The following is a 16017-nucleotide window of genomic DNA, read 5'->3' as shown; positions in this document are numbered from 1 at the left end:
TAAGTCTGCTGTGGCATCGCATGAGCGGGTGTGAGAGGTAGTAGGGGTGCGCATGTGCGTTTCTACTGAGGGCTGCCGTTCAGGTGCGGTCGATATGTACGTTCGTCGACTTCACGCGGGCGGTGGCCTCCATGCCGACCTCCAGGCCGAGTTCCTCCACGGCTTCCCGGGTCAGGAGGGAGACCAGCCGGTGCGGTCCTGCCTGGATCTCGACCTGGGCGGCCACATCGCCCAGCTTGATCGCCGTCACGATGCCCGGGAAGGCGTTGCGGGCGGAGGTGTACGGCGCTTCCTCGTCGGAGCTCTGGGCCTTGGCGAGCTCCACCGAGAACGCGGCCAGGTCCCGCCCGTCGATGAGCCGCCGCCCGCTGTCGTCGCGGTGGGTCGCCACCCGGCCCGCATCCGCCCAGCGGCGCGCGGTGTCGGGGCTCACGCCGAGCAGCCGTGCCGCCTGGCCGATTGTGTAGGACTGCATGCCGGTCACGATAGGGCGCCGGAGGGGAACCGTGACGTGGGGTTGGCCGTTGAGTATGACGCGATATAACGTTAGTTTGTCGAGGATGGAGGTGTCCGTGCGGGCGCCCGGGAGATCGGGGTGAGGCCATGGCCGGAGAACTCTTGCGCACAGGCGTGTCGCCGGAATCGGACCTGCGGGCCTCGCATGCGGACCGCGACCGGGTCGTGGACGTGCTGCGCATCGCCGCGGGGGACGGCCGACTGACAGCCGAGTAGCTCGACGAGCGCCTGGAGGCCGCCCTGTCCGCGCGCACGATGGAGAACTGGCCGGGTTGACGGCGGACCTGCCGTCGACGGCGGGCGGGGGTGCGGGCGAGGTGAAAGGACACCGTCCGGATCGAACAGCAAGGCGCCTCGGTGCGGCGCGGCGAGGGTTGGGTGGTGCCGCGGCGGATGGAGATCCACTCCGACTGGGGTGAGGTCACGCTCGACTTCACCGAGGCCGTGATCACGTACGACACCCTGCGCATCGATCTCGACATACGCGGCGGCGCCCTCAGGCTGGCGACCCCACCGGGCGTGGTGGTGGACACCGACGCCCTGGTGACGAACTACTCCAAGATCAAGACGCGTGGAGCCGTGTCCGATGCTCCCTCGGTGTTGCGCGTGGAGATCGCCGGAGAGCTGAGTTTCGGGCAGGTCGTGGTGCGTCCGCCGCGACGCGGGTTCGGCAGGAAGGCGGTGCGTGCCTGAGAGGCGGCCCGAGGCTCAGGGGCTCAGCCACTGCAGGCGCGTTGCTCAGCCCGTGTGGACGCGTGGGCGGCGGACCCGGTCCGGCTCCGCCTCGCGGAGGACCTCTCGGGTGACCGGGGCGACCTCGCCCTGGCCGAAGAGGAGGAAGCGCAGGAAGTTGGCGAAGGGGTTGCCCTCGGTCCATTCGAAGTAGATGTGCGGGGTGCAGCCGGTCGTGTCGCGGACGTGCAGGAGCAGGGCGGCCAGGGCGTTCGGGATGGAGGAGGACTCGAGGGTCAGGACGCGGTAGCGGTTGTGCAGGACCTCGCCGCGCACGGTCAGGCCCGCCTCGAACTCGGACGGGTCGAGGACCGTGACCTCGACGAAGACGAAGTCGTCCCCGGCGATGTCGTTGTCCTGCCGGATCTGCTCGATCTTGTCGCGGTACTCGGCCTTGTCGCGCTGGTCGGGTTCGTTGGCGATGAACCGTATCCTGCGGCTGGCCATGTCCCTGATGAAACGTTCCGCCATGTCATCCAGCGCCACGCTGGTCACGCGCAGCTCGAAGGCGCGGGCCAGCCGGGACAGCAGGGAGAGCAGGATGATGCCGGCGATGAAGCAGGCGCCGATCTTCACGCCGTCGGGGCGCTCGATGACGTTCACCACCGTCGTGTAGAGGAACACCGCCGAGATCACCGCGAACGCGATCGTCCAGTTCCGCTGGCCGGCCTTGCTGGCGGCGATGGTCACCGCGATCGCGGCGGAGCTGATCAGCACCAGGACGCCGGTGGCGTAGGCGCCGCCCTGGGCGTCGACGTCCGCGTCGAAGATCCAGGTGACCAGGAAGGCGACGAGGGTGAAGACGACGACCATGGGGCGCACGGCGCGGGCCCAGTGCGGGGCCATGCCGTAGCGGGGCAGGTAGCGGGGCATCAGGTTGAGCAGTCCGGCCATCGCCGAGGCGCCGGCGAACCAGAGGATGGCGATCGTCGAGATGTCGTAGACCGTGCCGAAGGCGCTGCCGAGGTAGTCGTGCGCCAGGTAGGCCAGTGCGCGGCCGTTGGCGTCGCCGCCCGACTCGAACTCCTTCTCCGGGATCAGGAGGGTGGTGATGAAGCTGGTGGTGATCAGGAACCCGCTCATGATCACGGCGGCCGCGGTCAGCAGCTTTTTCGTGTCCCGGATCCGGCCGGCCGGCCGCTCCTCCGTGTCGCCCGGCTCGCCCTTGACGTGCGGCATCACGGCGACGCCGGTCTCGAAGCCGGAGAGGCCGAGCGCGAGCTTGGGGAAGACGACCAGGGCCAGGCCGATCATGACGAAGACGTTGCCGTGTTCGGCGGTCAGGGCGCTGGACCAGTCGGTGACGACATGGCTCGCGGTGGCGACGTGCCACAGGCCGACGATCACGACGATGACGTTCAGCGCGAGGTAGATGCCGACGAGGGCGACCGCGACGCCGATGGCCTCCAGGAAGCCCTTGAGGAACACCGCGCCGAGCAGGGCCACGAGGATCAAGGTGATCAGCAGCTGTTTGTCGTGCAGGACGCTGGTCAGATGCGGGTTCTCGACGAGATGGGTCGAGGCGTCCGCCGCCGACAGCGTGATGGTGATCAGGAAGTCGGTGGCGGCGAAGCCGAGCAGGGTGAGGACGAACAGCTTGCCCTTCCAGAAGGACAGCAGCCGCTCCAGCATCGCGATCGAGCCCTCGCCGCGAGGGCTCTCCTCGGCCACGCGCCGGTACACGGGCAGGGCGCCCGCCAGGGTGACGATCACGAGGATGATGGTCGCGATGGGTGACAACAGGCCGGCCGCGAGGGCCGCGATGCCAGGCTGATAGCCGAGGGTGGAGAAGTAGTCGACGCCGGTCAGGCACATGACGCGCCACCAGGCCCGGCCCTCGTGCGCGGGTTCCGGTGTGGCGTGCGGTCCCTGGTGGCCGCCGCCTTTGCCCATGTCGGACAGGCCTTCCAGCATCCAGGAGCGCAGGCGACTGGGCGGGAGGTGTTCGGTGGTGGCCATCGGTCGTGCTCCTGGGGTGCGGCTCAACGTGTGGCTGCGGCCCCCACGCGTACGGCGCGACCAGCGTAAGCGGAGAGTGACGCTCGGGCCTTCGGATGAGGGGGGTGAGCGAGTCAAGCTTGCGTTAAGACTGGCTGAGGTTCCGGTTGCTCTGGGCGCAGCCGGCCTACGTGACTCCGCCACGTCATAGTCGTGGGACCTTGTTCGCAGCGAACGCCAGCCGTCCAAGGTCCACCGGCGGGTGCTCGACCTCTTGTCCCTGCTCCCAGGGCCACCTACAGTGCGGCTCCGTAACGTTCGCCAGGTCATCCGAAAGTTTCGTCTCTGTGACCGCCCAGCGATCGTCGGCCCCCATCCGGATTCCAGTGCGGGAACCAGCCGGGGCAGTTGGAGGTGCTGGACGACCCCGAGTTCCTCCTGGCCGCTGAGCGAGCGGCCGGGGCGGAGGCCCCCGCCGGAATCGAGCCGGGCCGCCTCGACACGACCGCCTTCCGGGTCGCGGACGGTGAGCCGCTCGCCGAACTCGACGGCCCTTTCCGTCCGCTCACGTCGCCGGAGCCCCACCGCCGTGTGACCGGCCTGTACGTCATCGAAGACAGCGCGCCCTTCGGCTGGTCCGCGTACGCCTCGTCGGGCTTGTGAGGCAGGGCCCGTGAAGCGGGCGCTTTCCGGAACAAGTTGGCGGCGGGTTCCCTCAACATTCCCCGCGTACAAGGGGTTGCCACCGTTTGGCAGCTGTCTCTAGGGTGCGGCAACAACGAACCTTTCTGGATCAACTCCGAAACTTTCGGTCCAGCGGACGGCCGCGGACGCGCCGTCCCGTACCCAAGGAGCGCAACATGGGCGACCCGGCACTGTCCCGCCGCGGCTTCCTGGCGGCGTCCGCCGCGGCCGGTCTGAGCATGACGGCACTGAGCGGCTGCGGCGGCGACTCTGACGGAGGGTCGTCGGGGACGACCACCGTCGAGTGGTGGAACATCTCCACCACCGAGCCCACGAAGGGCGTCTGGGCCGCACTGGCCAAGAAGTTCGAGGCCCAGAACCCCAAGGTGAAGATAAAGATCGTCGAGCTGGAGAACGAGGCCTACAAGTCGAAGATGACGGCGCTGACCGCCTCCGGGAAGCTCCCGGACATCTTCCACACCTGGGGCGGCGGCGTCCTGAGGCAGCAGGTCGACGCGGGGCTCGTCGAGGACCTCACGGACCGGACCAAGCCGTGGGCCGACAGCCTGCTGCCGGTGGCCAGGGAGCCGTATCTGCTCGACGAGAAGGTGTACGGCATCCCGTTCGACATCGGCATGATCGGCTTCTGGTACAACAAGGCGCTCTTCAAGCAGGCGGGCGTCAGCACGCCCCCGACCACCTGGAGCGGCTTCCTCGACGCCGTGAGCAAGCTGAAGGCCAAGGGCGTCACCCCCCTCGCCCTCGCGGGCAAGGAGAAGTGGCCCGGCATGTACTACTGGGCCTACCTCGCGATGCGCACGGCGGGTGCCGAGGCCCTGCAGAAGGCCAACGGCGACAAGGACTTCACGGGCGACGACTTCGTCCAGGCCGGACAGCACCTGCAGGATCTGGTCGATCTCCAGCCGTTCCAGAAGGGCTTCCTCGGCGCCGCCTACTCCACCCCCAACGGGCAGGCCGCCGCCGTCGGCAACGGCAAGGCGGCCATGGAGCTCATGGGCCAGTGGGCACCGGTCGTCCAGGCGGACCAAGGCAAGGGCCTCGGCGACGACCTCGGCTTCTTCCCGTTCCCCGCGGTCGAGGGTGGCAAGGGTGCCATCACCGAGGTCTTCGGCGGGGGCGGCGGGCATGCCCTGCGCCAGGGCGCGCCGCAGGCGGCCGTCGACTTCCTGAAGTTCTTCGCCTCCGAGGCCACCGACCTGGAACTGGTCAAGAAGACCGGCGTCCTCCCGGTCGTTCCGGCCGCCGAGAGCGCCCTCACCGACCCCAACCTTCAGGCCGTACAGAAGCAGTTGAAGGGTGCCACCGGCTTCCAGCTCTACCTCGACCAGGCCTACGCGCCCGCGCTCGGCCAGGAGGTCAACGACAGCGTGGCCGCGCTCGTCGCCGGCTCCAAGTCCCCCGAGCAGGTCACCGAGTCGATCACCAAGACCGCGAAGGAAGAGCAGTAACCGACGTGTCCTCCACGACCCCCACCTTCCTTCCGGACAAACGGACCGGCCCCGACGTCGATCTCCCGCCCCCGGCCGCAGGCGCGGCCCGGGGGCGGGCCCGGCGCCGCGCGCTGAACTGGCTCACCGCGGTCGGATTCCAGCTGCCCGCCCTGGTGCTGTTCGGCGTGCTGGTGCTGCTGCCGATCCTGTTCGCCCTGTACGCCGCCTTCTTCCGCTGGGGCGGCTTCGGCATGCCCTCCGACTACATCGGCGGCGACAACTTCACCCGGCTCTTCCAGGACGAGGTCTTCCTGGGCGACCTGTGGCGCTGCCTGGTCCTGGTGCTGCTGTCGCTCGCCCTCCAGCTGCCGTTCGCGCTGGCCATGGCCGTCCTGCTCAACCAGAAGGTGCGCGGCCGAGCGGTCTACCGGATGCTGTTCTTCGCGCCGTACGTCCTGTCCGAGGCCATCACCGGCGTGCTGTTCAGCATGATCTTCGCCCCGGACGACGGCCTCGCCGACCGGATCCTGGGCGGCATCGGCCTGGACGGGCTGGGCGGGGAGTGGTTCGCCGATCCCTCCACCGTCATGGCGACCCTCTTCCTCGTCATGACCTGGAAGTACTTCGGCTTCCACATGATGCTCTACCTGGCCGGACTCCAGTCCATCCCGGCCGAGTTGACCGAGGCGGCGCTGATCGACGGAGCCAACGCCTGGCAGCGGTTCCGCAACGTCACCCTGCCGCTGCTCGCGCCCACCCTGCGCATCAGCGTCTTCCTGTCCGTCATCGGCTCCATCCAGCTCTTCGACCTGGTGTGGGTGACCACCGCGGGCGGCCCCGACCACCACTCCGAGACGATGGCCGTGACCATGTTCCAGTACGGCTTCAAGCGCTACCAGGTCGGCTACGCCAGCGCGATCAGCGTGGTCATGTTCGGCATCAGCCTCGTCTTCGCCCTCGCCTACCAGCGGTTCGTGCTCCGCCGCGACCTCGAAGGGGCCACCACGACCATGCGAGGAGGCGGCAAGTGACGACCAAGTCCCCCAGCGGAAAGCGCGGGAAGACCTTCCCGGTCCACGTCGTCCTCGTCGCCGTCGGCGCCGTGATGGCCGTACCGCTGCTCTACGCCGTCTTCTCCGGCTTCAAGTCCACCGACCAGCTCTCCAGCAACCCGATCGGGCTGCCCGGCCCGTGGGTGACCTCCAACTACACCGGCATCCTCGGCTCAGGCTCCTTCTGGCAGCTGCTCGGCAGCAGCACGCTGATCGCGGTGGCGACGACCGTCATCGTCGTCGCGGTCTCCGCGCTCGCCGCGTTCTCCTTCGCGCGGTTCGCCTTCCGCGGGCGGGAGTTGCTGTTCACGCTGTTCACGATGGGGCTGATGTTCCCCTTCGCGGTGGCGGCCCTGCCGCTGTTCCTGCTGCTGCGTTCGATGGACCTGCTGGACAACCCCCTCGGCGTGATCCTCCCGCAGGCGGCCTTCGGGCTGCCGATGACGATCATCATCCTGCGTGGCTTCTTCCGGCAGATCCCCGGCGAACTGGAGGAGGCGGCCACCCTCGACGGCTGCGGTCCCTTCGGCTTCTTCTGGCGAGTCCTGCTGCCCATGGCGCGGCCCGCGCTCGGCACCGTCTCGGTCCTCGCCGTCGTCACCAGCTGGAACAACTTCTTCCTGCCGCTGCTGGTGTTCACCGACTCCACGTGGTGGACCATCCCCATCGGTGTCCAGCAGTTCCAGGGCCAGTACTCCGCGGACACCGCCCGCGTCTTCGCCTACCTCGTCCTGGCCATGGTCCCCGCCCTCGCCTTCTACTCGGTCGCCGAGCGCCAGCTCGTCGGCGGCCTCACCGCCGGCGCCACGAAGGGATGACCGCGCGCCCGCGGACGTACGGCTCACACCCACATCCGACCGTGAGGAGTCGCACCATGCGCACCATCCGTACGACGATCCGCTCCCGCACCCGGCTCAGACTCGCCGGCGCCCTCGCCGCCGTCCTGGTCGCCGCCGGGGTCGCCACCGGCCCGGCGGCCCAGGCAGGCGAGGAGCACGGCAAGCAGCCCACGCTCGCCGACCTCGCCCAGCGCCACGGCCGCTATTTCGGCAGCGCCACCGACAACCCCGAACTCGTCGACGAGCCGTACAAGGCCCTCCTCGGCAGTGAGTTCGACCAGATCACCCCCGGCAACGGCATGAAGTGGTACGCCACCGAACCCCAGCAGGGCGTCTTCGACTTCTCCAAGGGCGACGAGATCGTGAACCTCGCCCGGGCCAACCACCAGAAGGTGCGCGGTCACACCCTGGTCTGGCACAGCCAGCTGCCCGGCTGGCTCACCAGTCGCGAGTGGACGGCCCCTGAGCTGAGGGCCGTACTGAAGAAGCACATCCAGGCGGAGGTACGGCACTACCGCGGCAAGGTCTTCGCCTGGGACGTCGTCAACGAGGCCTTCAACGAGGACGGCACCTACCGGGAGACGATCTTCTACAAGACGCTCGGCCCCGGTTACATCGCCGACGCGCTGCGCTGGGCCCACCAGGCCGACCCGCGCGTCAAGCTGTACCTCAACGACTACAACATCGAGGCCATCGGCCCGAAGAGCGACGCCTACTACAAGCTGGCCAAGGAACTCAAGGCACAGGGCGTCCCGCTGCACGGCATCGGCCTCCAGGCGCACCTGGCGCTTCAGTACGGCTATCCGACCACGTTGGAGGACAACCTCCGACGCTTCTCGCGGCTCGGTCTGGACACCTCGCTCACCGAGGTCGACATCCGCATGTACGTGCCGGCGGACGAGGCGAAGCTGGCCACGCAGGCGGAGTGGTACCGCGACCTGACCGAGGCGTGCCTCGCGGTGCGCAGGTGCGTCGGGATCACGCTGTGGGACTACACGGACAAGTACTCGTGGATCCCGGCGTTCTTCGAGGGCGAGGGCGCGGCGCTGCCGTGGGACGAGCAACTGGCGCCGAAGCCGGCGTACTTCGCGATCAGGGACGCGCTGAAGAAGTAGGGCGCCGCCGAAGGCACAGCGTTCGGCGGTGGGTGGACCGGTTCCCGGGCGCCCGAGGGGGTGCCCGGGAACGCGTGCGTCAGGCCTGGGCCACCGGTGCCGTACTCGCCCGCACCACCAGCTCCGTGCCCAGCTCCACCCGCGGCGAGTCCGGCTGTTCGTCGCGGGCCAGGCGCAGCACCGTACGGACGGCGAGCTTGCCCATGTCGGCGAGCGGCTGGCGGACCGTGGTGAGGGGCGGAGCCGACCAGCGGACTTCCGGAAGGTCGTCGAAACCGACCACGCTCATGTCCTCCGGCACCCTCAGCCCGCGCCGCCGCAGCGCCTCGATCGCGCCGAGCGCCATCTGGTCGCTGGCCGCGAACACCGCGGTCGGCGGCTCGGGCAGGTCCAGCAGGGCGGTGCAGCCGGTGAACCCGGACTCGGGGTGGAAGTCGCCGGGCACGACGAGGGAGTCGTCCACCGCGAGGCCGGCGCCCTCCAGGGCCGCGCGGTAGCCGTCGAAGCGGGCCCGGGAACACAGCAGCCGGGGCGGTCCCGCGATCAGGCCGATCCTGCGGTGGCCCAGCGACAGCAGGTGCTCGGTGGCCGCCATACCGCCCGACCAGTTGGCGGCGCCGACGGTGGGCACGTCGAGGGCGGGGGAGCCGGCCGGGTCGACGACCACCAGGGGCACGCCGAGGATGCACAACTCCTCGTGCAGTACGGGCTCCAGCGCCGAGGTGACGAGGATGACGCCGTCGGAGGCGCGGGCCCGCAGATTGCGCAGCCACTCGCGGGCGTCGCCCGTGCGCCCGTGGATCGCCGACACCACCGTGCCGACCCCGGCCGCGTGGGCGACCTCCTCGACTCCCCGGATGATCTCCACCGCCCAGGGGCTGTCGAGGTCGTTGAAGACGAGGTCGAGCAGGGCGGCGCGGGTGCCGGGGGCGGCGGGGCGCTTGCGATAGCCGTGCCGTTGCAGGAGGTCCTCGACCCGGGCCCGGGTCTGCGGCGAGACGTCGGACCGGCCGTTGACGACCCGGGACACGGTCGGCACCGAGACCCCGGCCTGCCGGGCGATCTCCGTGATCGTGACCTTGCCCCGTGCCTGCGGTCCGGTCTCGGCCTCGTGTGCTGCCACTTCCCCACCTCCGTCGGCGCGTTCTCGAAACTTCCAGGAGTCTTCCGGAAAGAGGGTGACCGTGGGAAGAGGCCGCGCTGCGGACGGCACCACGCACGGCCCACTACGGTGAGTGACCGCCCCTGGACATGCGTCGGGGCCGGTGCGCAGCCGACGGCTGCGAGCCGGCCCCTCATGTTCTCCGGGCGATCCGACGGTTCGGCTGGTTCGGCGGACCGCCCGCCGCCGCTCAGGCGGCGGTCATCACCTGGCCCGTGGCCGTCGGGCGGCGCGGGGCGATGACCCGGCCGTCCGGCAGGAGCTCACCGGTGTCCTCGAAGAGCAGAACGCCGTTGCACAGCAGGCTCCACCCCTGCTCCGGGTGGTGAGCCACGAGTCGGGCGGACTCCCGGTCGGCGGATTCGGCTGTCGGACACGGTGGCTTGTGCTGGCACATTGGTGGGATCTTTCGCTCTGTCGTGACGGATGAGATGGCTGTTGTGTCTGTCTCGCGGCTTGAAGCGTCGTTCATGGCCGCCCCCCGTTGTGAATTAGTCGGTCCGAACCCAGTGTTGCCCCACGGGCGTCAATCCGCAGGGATTTAGCGGCACCGCTTCTCACAGGTTCATGACGCATCACCCGGCCGGACGGTTCATTCCAACTGCACTGTCACTTCGGGTGGTTCGCGGTGGCCGGATGGGGCTAGTCCGGACGGGTCGGAGGCCTGTCCGGCTCGTACGAGCCATAAAGCGCTCGTACGAGCAAAATGGTCACCGGGAAACTCCCCACGAGCTTAAGGGCACCGGAAACAGCGGCGTACCCCGCCACCCGGAATTCGGGAACGGGGTACGCGAGTCGTCGCGGTGGGGGAATCTCAGGCGGGCGAACCCAGCAGCGGCGCCGGAGTCACCCGATGAGTCAGCACCGGCAGCAACTCGGCGACCCGGTGTGGACGGTGGGCGGCGATGCCGGGTGGCGCGGGCGCCAGCGGGACGAGCAGGTCGGTGCCGGCGGGGTGGCCGGTGGCGCCGTCCGCGGTGCAGTCGCCGTGCAGCCAGAGCGTGAGCATGTAGAGGCCGGGGATCGACAGCAGGCGCGGCTGGTAGGGCTGCGTGATGGTCTCGGCCTGGCGCAGCGCGCGCTCGGTCGAGGCGACGTAGGGGCCCTCGAAGAACCGGGAGAACGCCCAGCCGTCGGGGGTCAGCATGGTCTCCGCCGCGGCCACCGCGCGGTCGGCGCAGCGGATCAGGAAGCGCCAGCCGGCCAGCCGGGTGGCGGGTACACCCGCGGCGTCGACCCCGTCCAGGACGTGCACGGGCAGCGGTAGCTCGGGCGTGGCGGGTCCCTGAGCGTGCAGCAAGGAGGGAGTTCGGGCCTCGCGGACGGCGGTGGGAGAACCCAGGGCGGTGAGGACGGAGCGAAGTGCGGGCGCGGGAGCCGGGGGGACATGCAGGGGCATGGTGGGTCGCCTCTCTCGTTCGACAGGCACGGTGGCGCGAGGGCGGGGCTGGGGGCGGACGACGCTGTCAGCTCACGGGGTCAGAGAGGCGGGGGCCGTGGTCCGATGGCGAGGGATGCGGAAGAGGTCTGCCGTACGTCACCTGACGGCAGCACCGAGGGCCGCGGGCGCCAGCCTTCTGCCTTGTTCGCGGAGTTTATACGACATATGTTCAGACAGTGTTTCGTCTAGCCGTTTCCGACGGGTAGAGCAAGGGTTCATTCGGTCGGCGATTCGCGGGGATCATCCCGATTACGGGTCGACCGCGCGGCGATGACCTCGGAAAATCCCTGACGAGCGGTCGGCCCATTCTCGTCGGCGTTTTTCACGAGTCCCTTCGGGCACTCGAAACTGCACAGTGCACCATGCCCGGTGAATGTGCCGCCGGTCACCTCGACAGCGTAGCGGGCATCGGCCCCGCGCGTGACGTTATCGATCGTCGGGGCTGGGCATCATCCCACCTGACCCCGACACCGGCGGCCGGCACATCGGCCTGCCCATCGCGAGGAGGGACGCTTCGATGGGGGAGAAGGTCGTGGCGGCGCCGTTCGACCTGTCCGACCGCCAGCACTACCGCGACAAGCTTCGGCGGTGCCTGACGGGCCTGGAGCGACTCCTGGCGGAGAAGCGGTTCGATCGCCCGAAGAACCTGATGGGACTGGAGATCGAATTGAATCTCATCGGTGCCGACGGCATGCCTAAAATGCTGAATGCCCAAGTGCTGGAGCGGATCGCGAGCCGAGATTTTCAAACAGAACTCGCCATGTTCAACCTGGAAGTCAACATAGCCCCACATCGGCTGGGTGGCCGCGTATTCGACCGGCTTGCCGAGGAACTCCGCACCTCCCTGGCATATGCCGACCGGAAAGCCGGTGAGCTCGACGCGGGAATCGTGATGATCGGCATTTTGCCGACGCTCGACCGCGACGACCTGGTCTCCTCCAACCTCTCCGACGTCGACCGTTACGCGTTGCTCAACGAGCAGATCGTGGCCGCCCGCGGCGAGGACTTCGCCCTGGAGATCGACGGGGTGGAGCGCCTCAGCTGCACCTCGAAGTCGATCGCGCCCGAAGCCGCCTGCACGTCGGTGCAACTGCACCTCCAGGTCACGCCGGGTCGCTTCGCGGACGTGTGGAACGCCGCGCAGGCCGTCGCCGCCGCCCAGGTCGCGGTGGGCGCCAACTCGCCGTTCCTGTTCGGCCGCGAGCTGTGGCGCGAGTCCCGCCCGCCGCTGTTCCAGCAGTCGACCGACACCCGCCCGCCCGAGCTCCAGGCCCAGGGAGTGCGGCCGCGCACCTGGTTCGGAGAGCGGTGGATCTCCTCCGCGTACGACCTGTTCGAGGAGAACCTGCGCTACTACCCGGCCCTGCTGCCCATCTGCGACGACGAGGATCCGCTGGAAGTCCTCGACGCGGGCGGCGTCCCCAAACTCGCCGAGCTCGTCCTGCACAACGGCACCGTCTACCGCTGGAACCGTCCGGTCTACGGCATCGCCGACGGCGTCCCGCACCTGCGCGTGGAGAATCGCGTGCTGCCGGCGGGCCCCACCATCACGGACGTCATCGCCAACGCGGCCTTCTTCTACGGCGTCGTCCGCGCCCTCGCCGAGGAGTCGCGGCCGGTGTGGAGCAGGCTGCCGTTCGAGGCGGCCGCCGCCAACTTCGACGCCGCGTGCCGGCACGGCATCGACGCCCGCCTCACCTGGCCCCGACGCGGACGATACGGCGGCACGGCGGAGGTCGACGCGGTCAGCCTCGTACGCGACGAACTGCTGCCGCTCGCGGAGGCCGGCCTCGACGCGTGGGGCGTGGAGCCCGCCGACCGGGATCTTTACCTCGGCGTGATCGAGGAGCGGTGCCGGCGCCGGGTCAACGGCGCGTCCTGGCAGGCGGCGACCTTCCACCGGGCGCTGGAGACGGGGCTCTCGAGGGAGGCCGCGCTGGCCGCCACGACCCGGAGGTACCGCGAGCTGATGCACAAGGGCGAACCGGTGCACATGTGGCCGGTGGGGCTGCTGGAGCCGGTGCCGCTGGGCTGAGGGCCGCGCGGGCCGGCCGAAGGCCGTGACCCTGGCCACCGTATGGCGGCGTGCGTGGGGGTCGCTGTCGCCCGACCCACACCGATCGGGCAAGCTGTGACGTCCCATCACGGTGATGCTGGAGGCAGGTGTGCGGTCGGAGGCGGGCCCGGTGGCTGAGTCTTTTCCTCATGAGCGGCCCTCTCGACGGATCCTCCGGGACGAGACACTGCTCGTCCTGGGGGTTTCACTCGGTGCGAGTGGTGTGTCCGCCCTGATCAGCTTTGTCGGATCGGTCACCAAACCGGGGGGCCTCAAGGACCAGGCGGCCACCCTCAACGCCTCGGCCGCGCCTGGCCGCCCCTGGCTCGACCTCGCCTGGCAGCTGTTCGGGATCGCCTCGGCGCTCGTGCCCGTGGCCCTCGTCGCGCACTTCCTGCTGCGCGAGGGGCAGGGCATGCGGACCCTCGGCTTCGACCGCACTCGGCCCTGGCCCGACCTCGGCCGCGGGGCCGCGATCGCGGCGGTGATCGGCAGCACCGGAATCGCCTTCTACCTGGCCGCACGCGGCCTCGGCTTCAACCTCACGGTGGTGCCGGAGGCGCTGCCCGACGTGTGGTGGAAGTACCCGGTGCTGATCCTCTCGGCCATGCAGAACGCGGTCCTCGAAGAGGTCATCGTCGTCGGCTATCTGCTGCGCCGGCTGGGCCAGCTGGGCTGGACGCCGGGCACCGCGCTGGCGGCCAGCTCCGTACTGCGCGGTTCCTACCACCTCTACCAGGGCATCGGCGGGTTCATCGGCAACATGGTGATGGGCGTGGTGTTCGTGTACCTGTACCGCCGGTGGGGCCGAGTCGGACCGCTGGTGGTGGCGCACTCCCTCCTCGACATCGGGGCGTTCGTCGGATACGCGCTGCTGGCCGGGAAGGTGGGCTGGCTGCCGACGGCGTGAGGACTTGCGAGGACTTCCGAGAGGGGCGTACGACGATCTCGTACGCCCCTCTCGCGTTCGTACGCCCCTCCTGTACCGCTCAGACTGTGCCGCTCAGACGAGCAGGTCGCCCTCGATCACGGTGACCGCGTGCCCGCTCAGCAGCGTCCGGTCGCCGCGCTGCTCGGTGCGGACACGGCCGGAGCGGGGCGAGGCCTGCAGACCGGTGAGGACGGGACGGCCCAGGCGCTCGGACCAGTAGGGGGCGAGGGCCGTGTGCGCGCTGCCGGTGACCGGGTCCTCGTCGATCCCGATGTTCGGGAAGAAGCAGCGGGAGACGAAGTCGTAACCGCGTGAGGGATCCTCGGCGCGGGCGGTGGCGATGATGCCGCGCTCGGAGTAGGCGCCCAGGGCCTTGAGGTCCGGGGCCAGGGCATGGACCGTCTTCTCGTCGGCGAGTTCGAGCAGCAGGTCGCCGACGTTCGGACCGGTGTCGAGGACGGCGCGCGGCTCGGCCCCGAGAGCCTCGGCGACTCCGTCCGGGGCCTCGACCGGAGTGAGCGGGGCCGTCGGGAAGTCCAGCGTGATCGAGCCGTCCTCGCCGGGCGTGGCGATGAGGACACCGCTGCGGGTGGCGAACCGCACCGGGCCCTGGTGGGCGCCGGTGCTGTGCAGGACGTGGGCCGTGGCCAGTGTCGCGTGGCCGCACATCGCGACCTCGGCGGCGGGCGTGAACCAGCGCAGCGCCCAGTCGGCCTCGCCGCCCTCGGGCAGACGGTGGGCGAACGCGGTCTCGGCGTGGTTGACCTCCATGGCCACCTGCTGGAGCCAGTCGTCGCCCGGGAAGGCGTCGAGGAGCAGGACTCCCGCCGGGTTGCCGGCGAAGGGACGGTCGGTGAAGGCGTCGACGATTCGGATGCGCATGCCCTGACGCTAGGAGGGTCGTGGAGAGGCGGGCCAAGGCCAATTCCGGAGTGCTGGACCGATTTCGGGGGCGCCGACACCTGGCGGGGCTGAGCGCTGTAGTTGGCGAGCTGAGCATTGCGGCTGGTGAGCGAGTTGATCTCTGTTTGGCGACGGTACCTGCGGATGTCGTTGCAGAGCGGGTGCACAGGATCGCCGGCGTGGCACTGCGGCCAGGTGCCCGAGGCTAAGACGATCAAGAACCGGATCCATCTGTGTTTGCGCCCTGAGACCTCGCGCGATCAGGAGGTGGACCGGCTGCTGGGTCTCGGTGCCACCTTTGTCGCCGATCACCGGAATCCCGATGGTTCAGGCTGGGCGATCCTCGCTGATCCCGAAGGTAACGAATTCTGCGTTCTGCGCAGTGAGTCCGACCGAGCCGCCATGAATTCCTGACGCTCACGCGCCGTCCTGGCCGGTTCCGTATGACAGCTGGTCACAGCCACTCGTTGATGCCTGCGACGAGAACGGACGCTTCGTAGCGGGCGGCGAGCCTGTCGTACCGGTAGCCACCGCCCGGTGCCTCTTGAGGCGCTTGATGCCGCATTCGACTGCGTGGCGCTCGCGGTAGTCGGTCTTGTCGAACGTCGGCGGGCGGCCACCGCGAGCGCCGAGCTTCCGGCGGTTCGCGAGCTGGTCGACCGGCCACGGCCACCGGCCGACCGGAGCGTGCCCGGCGATACCGCGCCAGCCACCGGACGTTGGCCATGAGCACCGGATCCGGACGGTCGGCCCACTCGAACTCCCAGCCCACCGCCACACAGGCCCGCTCGGTCGCCGCGAAGGCTTCCCGTGTCCGCCGATCCATGTCCTCCGCGGCGCGGACGTCCACGACCCGGGCCTGCCCCGCGGCCAGCCGGACGAAGTAGTCGGGAGCGTGGCGGCGCTGTCTGCTGCCGTTGTGCCAGTGGAGCCAGAAGGGCTGCGACGATATCGCCCTCACTTGCGGATCTCTGTCGAGCAGGATCAACCGGTCCCGCCCCAGCCACGACTCGTAGGCCACGTGATCCCGCGCGGTCACCGAGTAGTGCCGGCCGGCGAAGCCCGGCGTGTCTTTGTCCCAACGGAACGGCCGGACAGGGTCGACCGCCTCGAACGGAACCTGCCAACTCGCTCCCGGGGAGCCTGCGTCGCTCCGTCGCTGTGGAAGCCAAAGTGCTCAACCTTCGGTGAGACCAA

General features: G+C 69.5%; 17 protein-coding genes and 1 pseudogene. 10 read left to right on the top strand and 8 right to left on the bottom strand.

Translation table 11 applies throughout. From position 1 onward, the window contains the following. Nucleotides 1–79 precede the first annotated feature (79 nt). Nucleotides 80–475 carry a TOBE domain-containing protein gene (locus tag ABT063_RS16530; protein WP_351058042.1) on the bottom strand — a complete coding sequence of 132 codons (396 nt, stop codon included), beginning with the start codon at nucleotides 473–475 and terminating at the stop codon, nucleotides 80–82. A gap of 128 nt (nucleotides 476–603) precedes the next feature. Between ABT063_RS16530 and ABT063_RS16525 the strand changes: the two genes are divergently transcribed. Both ABT063_RS16525 and ABT063_RS16520 read left to right on the top strand, forming a co-directional pair. Beyond that, complete coding sequence (locus ABT063_RS16525) at nucleotides 604–732, top strand: DUF1707 domain-containing protein (protein WP_351058041.1); 129 nt, start codon at nucleotides 604–606, stop codon at nucleotides 730–732. Nucleotides 733–909: 177 nt separating this feature from the next. Further along, a complete protein-coding gene (locus ABT063_RS16520; protein WP_351058040.1) occupies nucleotides 910–1209 on the top strand; it encodes a hypothetical protein in 300 nt (99 codons plus the stop codon). 45 nt (nucleotides 1210–1254) lie between these two features. Here ABT063_RS16520 and ABT063_RS16515 read toward each other — a convergent pair whose 3' ends face one another. Beyond that, nucleotides 1255–3207 carry an APC family permease gene (locus tag ABT063_RS16515; protein WP_351058039.1) on the bottom strand — a complete coding sequence of 651 codons (1953 nt, stop codon included), beginning with the start codon at nucleotides 3205–3207 and terminating at the stop codon, nucleotides 1255–1257. 393 nt (nucleotides 3208–3600) lie between these two features. Here ABT063_RS16515 and ABT063_RS16510 point away from each other — a divergent pair, with 393 nt between their 5' ends. The 5 genes from ABT063_RS16510 (at nucleotide 3601) to ABT063_RS16490 (ending at nucleotide 8327) form a co-directional block, all read left to right on the top strand. After that, the gene (locus ABT063_RS16510; RefSeq protein WP_351058038.1) at nucleotides 3601–3849 is read left to right on the top strand and encodes a hypothetical protein; all 249 of its coding nucleotides are present in this window, start codon (nucleotides 3601–3603) and stop codon (nucleotides 3847–3849) included. A gap of 197 nt (nucleotides 3850–4046) precedes the next feature. Then, entirely contained in the window at nucleotides 4047–5339 is a 1293-nt protein-coding gene (locus ABT063_RS16505) for an extracellular solute-binding protein (protein ID WP_351058037.1), read from the top strand. A 5-nt stretch (nucleotides 5340–5344) separates the two neighbouring features. Then, nucleotides 5345–6352 carry a carbohydrate ABC transporter permease gene (locus ABT063_RS16500; RefSeq protein WP_351058036.1) on the top strand — a complete coding sequence of 336 codons (1008 nt, stop codon included), beginning with the start codon at nucleotides 5345–5347 and terminating at the stop codon, nucleotides 6350–6352. Nucleotides 6353–6426: 74 nt separating this feature from the next. Continuing rightward, complete coding sequence (locus ABT063_RS16495; RefSeq protein ID WP_351058068.1) at nucleotides 6427–7191, top strand: carbohydrate ABC transporter permease; 765 nt, start codon at nucleotides 6427–6429, stop codon at nucleotides 7189–7191. A gap of 56 nt (nucleotides 7192–7247) precedes the next feature. Further along, nucleotides 7248–8327 carry an endo-1,4-beta-xylanase gene (locus ABT063_RS16490; RefSeq protein ID WP_351058035.1) on the top strand — a complete coding sequence of 360 codons (1080 nt, stop codon included), beginning with the start codon at nucleotides 7248–7250 and terminating at the stop codon, nucleotides 8325–8327. Nucleotides 8328–8406: 79 nt separating this feature from the next. Here the strand turns inward: ABT063_RS16490 and ABT063_RS16485 are convergent, their stop codons facing one another. The 4 genes from ABT063_RS16485 to ABT063_RS16470 form a co-directional block, all read right to left on the bottom strand. Then, a complete protein-coding gene (locus tag ABT063_RS16485) occupies nucleotides 8407–9450 on the bottom strand; it encodes a LacI family DNA-binding transcriptional regulator (protein WP_351058034.1) in 1044 nt (347 codons plus the stop codon). A gap of 229 nt (nucleotides 9451–9679) precedes the next feature. Next, nucleotides 9680–9886 carry a DUF5999 family protein gene (locus ABT063_RS16480; RefSeq protein WP_351058033.1) on the bottom strand — a complete coding sequence of 69 codons (207 nt, stop codon included), beginning with the start codon at nucleotides 9884–9886 and terminating at the stop codon, nucleotides 9680–9682. A 417-nt stretch (nucleotides 9887–10303) separates the two neighbouring features. After that, nucleotides 10304–10888, bottom strand: a complete 585-nt coding sequence (locus ABT063_RS16475) for a hypothetical protein (protein WP_351058032.1) — start codon at nucleotides 10886–10888, stop codon at nucleotides 10304–10306. 257 nt (nucleotides 10889–11145) lie between these two features. Next, a complete protein-coding gene (locus ABT063_RS16470; RefSeq protein WP_351058031.1) occupies nucleotides 11146–11319 on the bottom strand; it encodes a hypothetical protein in 174 nt (57 codons plus the stop codon). Nucleotides 11320–11447: 128 nt separating this feature from the next. Between ABT063_RS16470 and ABT063_RS16465 the strand changes: the two genes are divergently transcribed. Then, nucleotides 11448–12965 (top strand): glutamate-cysteine ligase family protein, encoded by a 1518-nt coding sequence (locus tag ABT063_RS16465; protein WP_351058030.1) that lies wholly within the window; start codon nucleotides 11448–11450, stop codon nucleotides 12963–12965. Nucleotides 12966–13080: 115 nt separating this feature from the next. Next, nucleotides 13081–13896, top strand: coding sequence for a CPBP family intramembrane glutamic endopeptidase (locus ABT063_RS16460; RefSeq protein WP_351058029.1), 816 nt, complete (start codon nucleotides 13081–13083; stop codon nucleotides 13894–13896). Between the two features lie 93 nt (nucleotides 13897–13989). Here ABT063_RS16460 and ABT063_RS16455 read toward each other — a convergent pair whose 3' ends face one another. After that, complete coding sequence (locus tag ABT063_RS16455) at nucleotides 13990–14799, bottom strand: PhzF family phenazine biosynthesis protein (RefSeq protein WP_351058028.1); 810 nt, start codon at nucleotides 14797–14799, stop codon at nucleotides 13990–13992. A gap of 165 nt (nucleotides 14800–14964) precedes the next feature. Here ABT063_RS16455 and ABT063_RS16450 point away from each other — a divergent pair, with 165 nt between their 5' ends. Then, the gene (locus ABT063_RS16450; RefSeq protein ID WP_351058067.1) at nucleotides 14965–15234 is read left to right on the top strand and encodes a VOC family protein; all 270 of its coding nucleotides are present in this window, start codon (nucleotides 14965–14967) and stop codon (nucleotides 15232–15234) included. Nucleotides 15235–15274: 40 nt separating this feature from the next. Here ABT063_RS16450 and ABT063_RS16445 read toward each other — a convergent pair. Continuing rightward, nucleotides 15275–15889: pseudogene (locus ABT063_RS16445) on the bottom strand (TnsA-like heteromeric transposase endonuclease subunit); the annotation flags it as partial. Nucleotides 15890–16017: the final 128 nt, after the last annotated feature.

It is taken from the genome of Streptomyces sp. NPDC002838, from assembly GCF_040295365.1.
Taxonomy (GTDB): Bacteria; Actinomycetota; Actinomycetes; order Streptomycetales; family Streptomycetaceae; genus Streptomyces.
The sequence above is the reverse complement of the archived record's forward strand: the minus strand, read 5'-3'. Positions and strand labels throughout refer to the sequence as shown.

Bases quoted from the DNA above. Each gene is read 5' to 3' on its own strand.
- ABT063_RS16530 (WP_351058042.1), bottom strand. From the start codon at position 475: ATGCAGTCCTACACAATCGGCCAGGCGGCACGGCTGCTCGGCGTGAGC.
- ABT063_RS16525 (WP_351058041.1), top strand. From the start codon at position 604: ATGGCCGGAGAACTCTTGCGCACAGGCGTGTCGCCGGAATCGGACCTG.
- ABT063_RS16520 (WP_351058040.1), top strand. From the start codon at position 910: ATGGAGATCCACTCCGACTGGGGTGAGGTCACGCTCGACTTCACCGAG.
- ABT063_RS16515 (WP_351058039.1), bottom strand. From the start codon at position 3,207: ATGGCCACCACCGAACACCTCCCGCCCAGTCGCCTGCGCTCCTGGATG.
- ABT063_RS16505 (WP_351058037.1), top strand. From the start codon at position 4,047: ATGGGCGACCCGGCACTGTCCCGCCGCGGCTTCCTGGCGGCGTCCGCC.
- ABT063_RS16495 (WP_351058068.1), top strand. From the start codon at position 6,427: ATGGCCGTACCGCTGCTCTACGCCGTCTTCTCCGGCTTCAAGTCCACC.
- ABT063_RS16490 (WP_351058035.1), top strand. From the start codon at position 7,248: ATGCGCACCATCCGTACGACGATCCGCTCCCGCACCCGGCTCAGACTC.
- ABT063_RS16480 (WP_351058033.1), bottom strand. From the start codon at position 9,886: ATGTGCCAGCACAAGCCACCGTGTCCGACAGCCGAATCCGCCGACCGG.
- ABT063_RS16475 (WP_351058032.1), bottom strand. From the start codon at position 10,888: ATGCCCCTGCATGTCCCCCCGGCTCCCGCGCCCGCACTTCGCTCCGTC.
- ABT063_RS16465 (WP_351058030.1), top strand. From the start codon at position 11,448: ATGGGGGAGAAGGTCGTGGCGGCGCCGTTCGACCTGTCCGACCGCCAG.
- ABT063_RS16460 (WP_351058029.1), top strand. From the start codon at position 13,081: ATGCTGGAGGCAGGTGTGCGGTCGGAGGCGGGCCCGGTGGCTGAGTCT.
- ABT063_RS16455 (WP_351058028.1), bottom strand. From the start codon at position 14,799: ATGCGCATCCGAATCGTCGACGCCTTCACCGACCGTCCCTTCGCCGGC.
- ABT063_RS16450 (WP_351058067.1), top strand. From the start codon at position 14,965: ATGTCGTTGCAGAGCGGGTGCACAGGATCGCCGGCGTGGCACTGCGGC.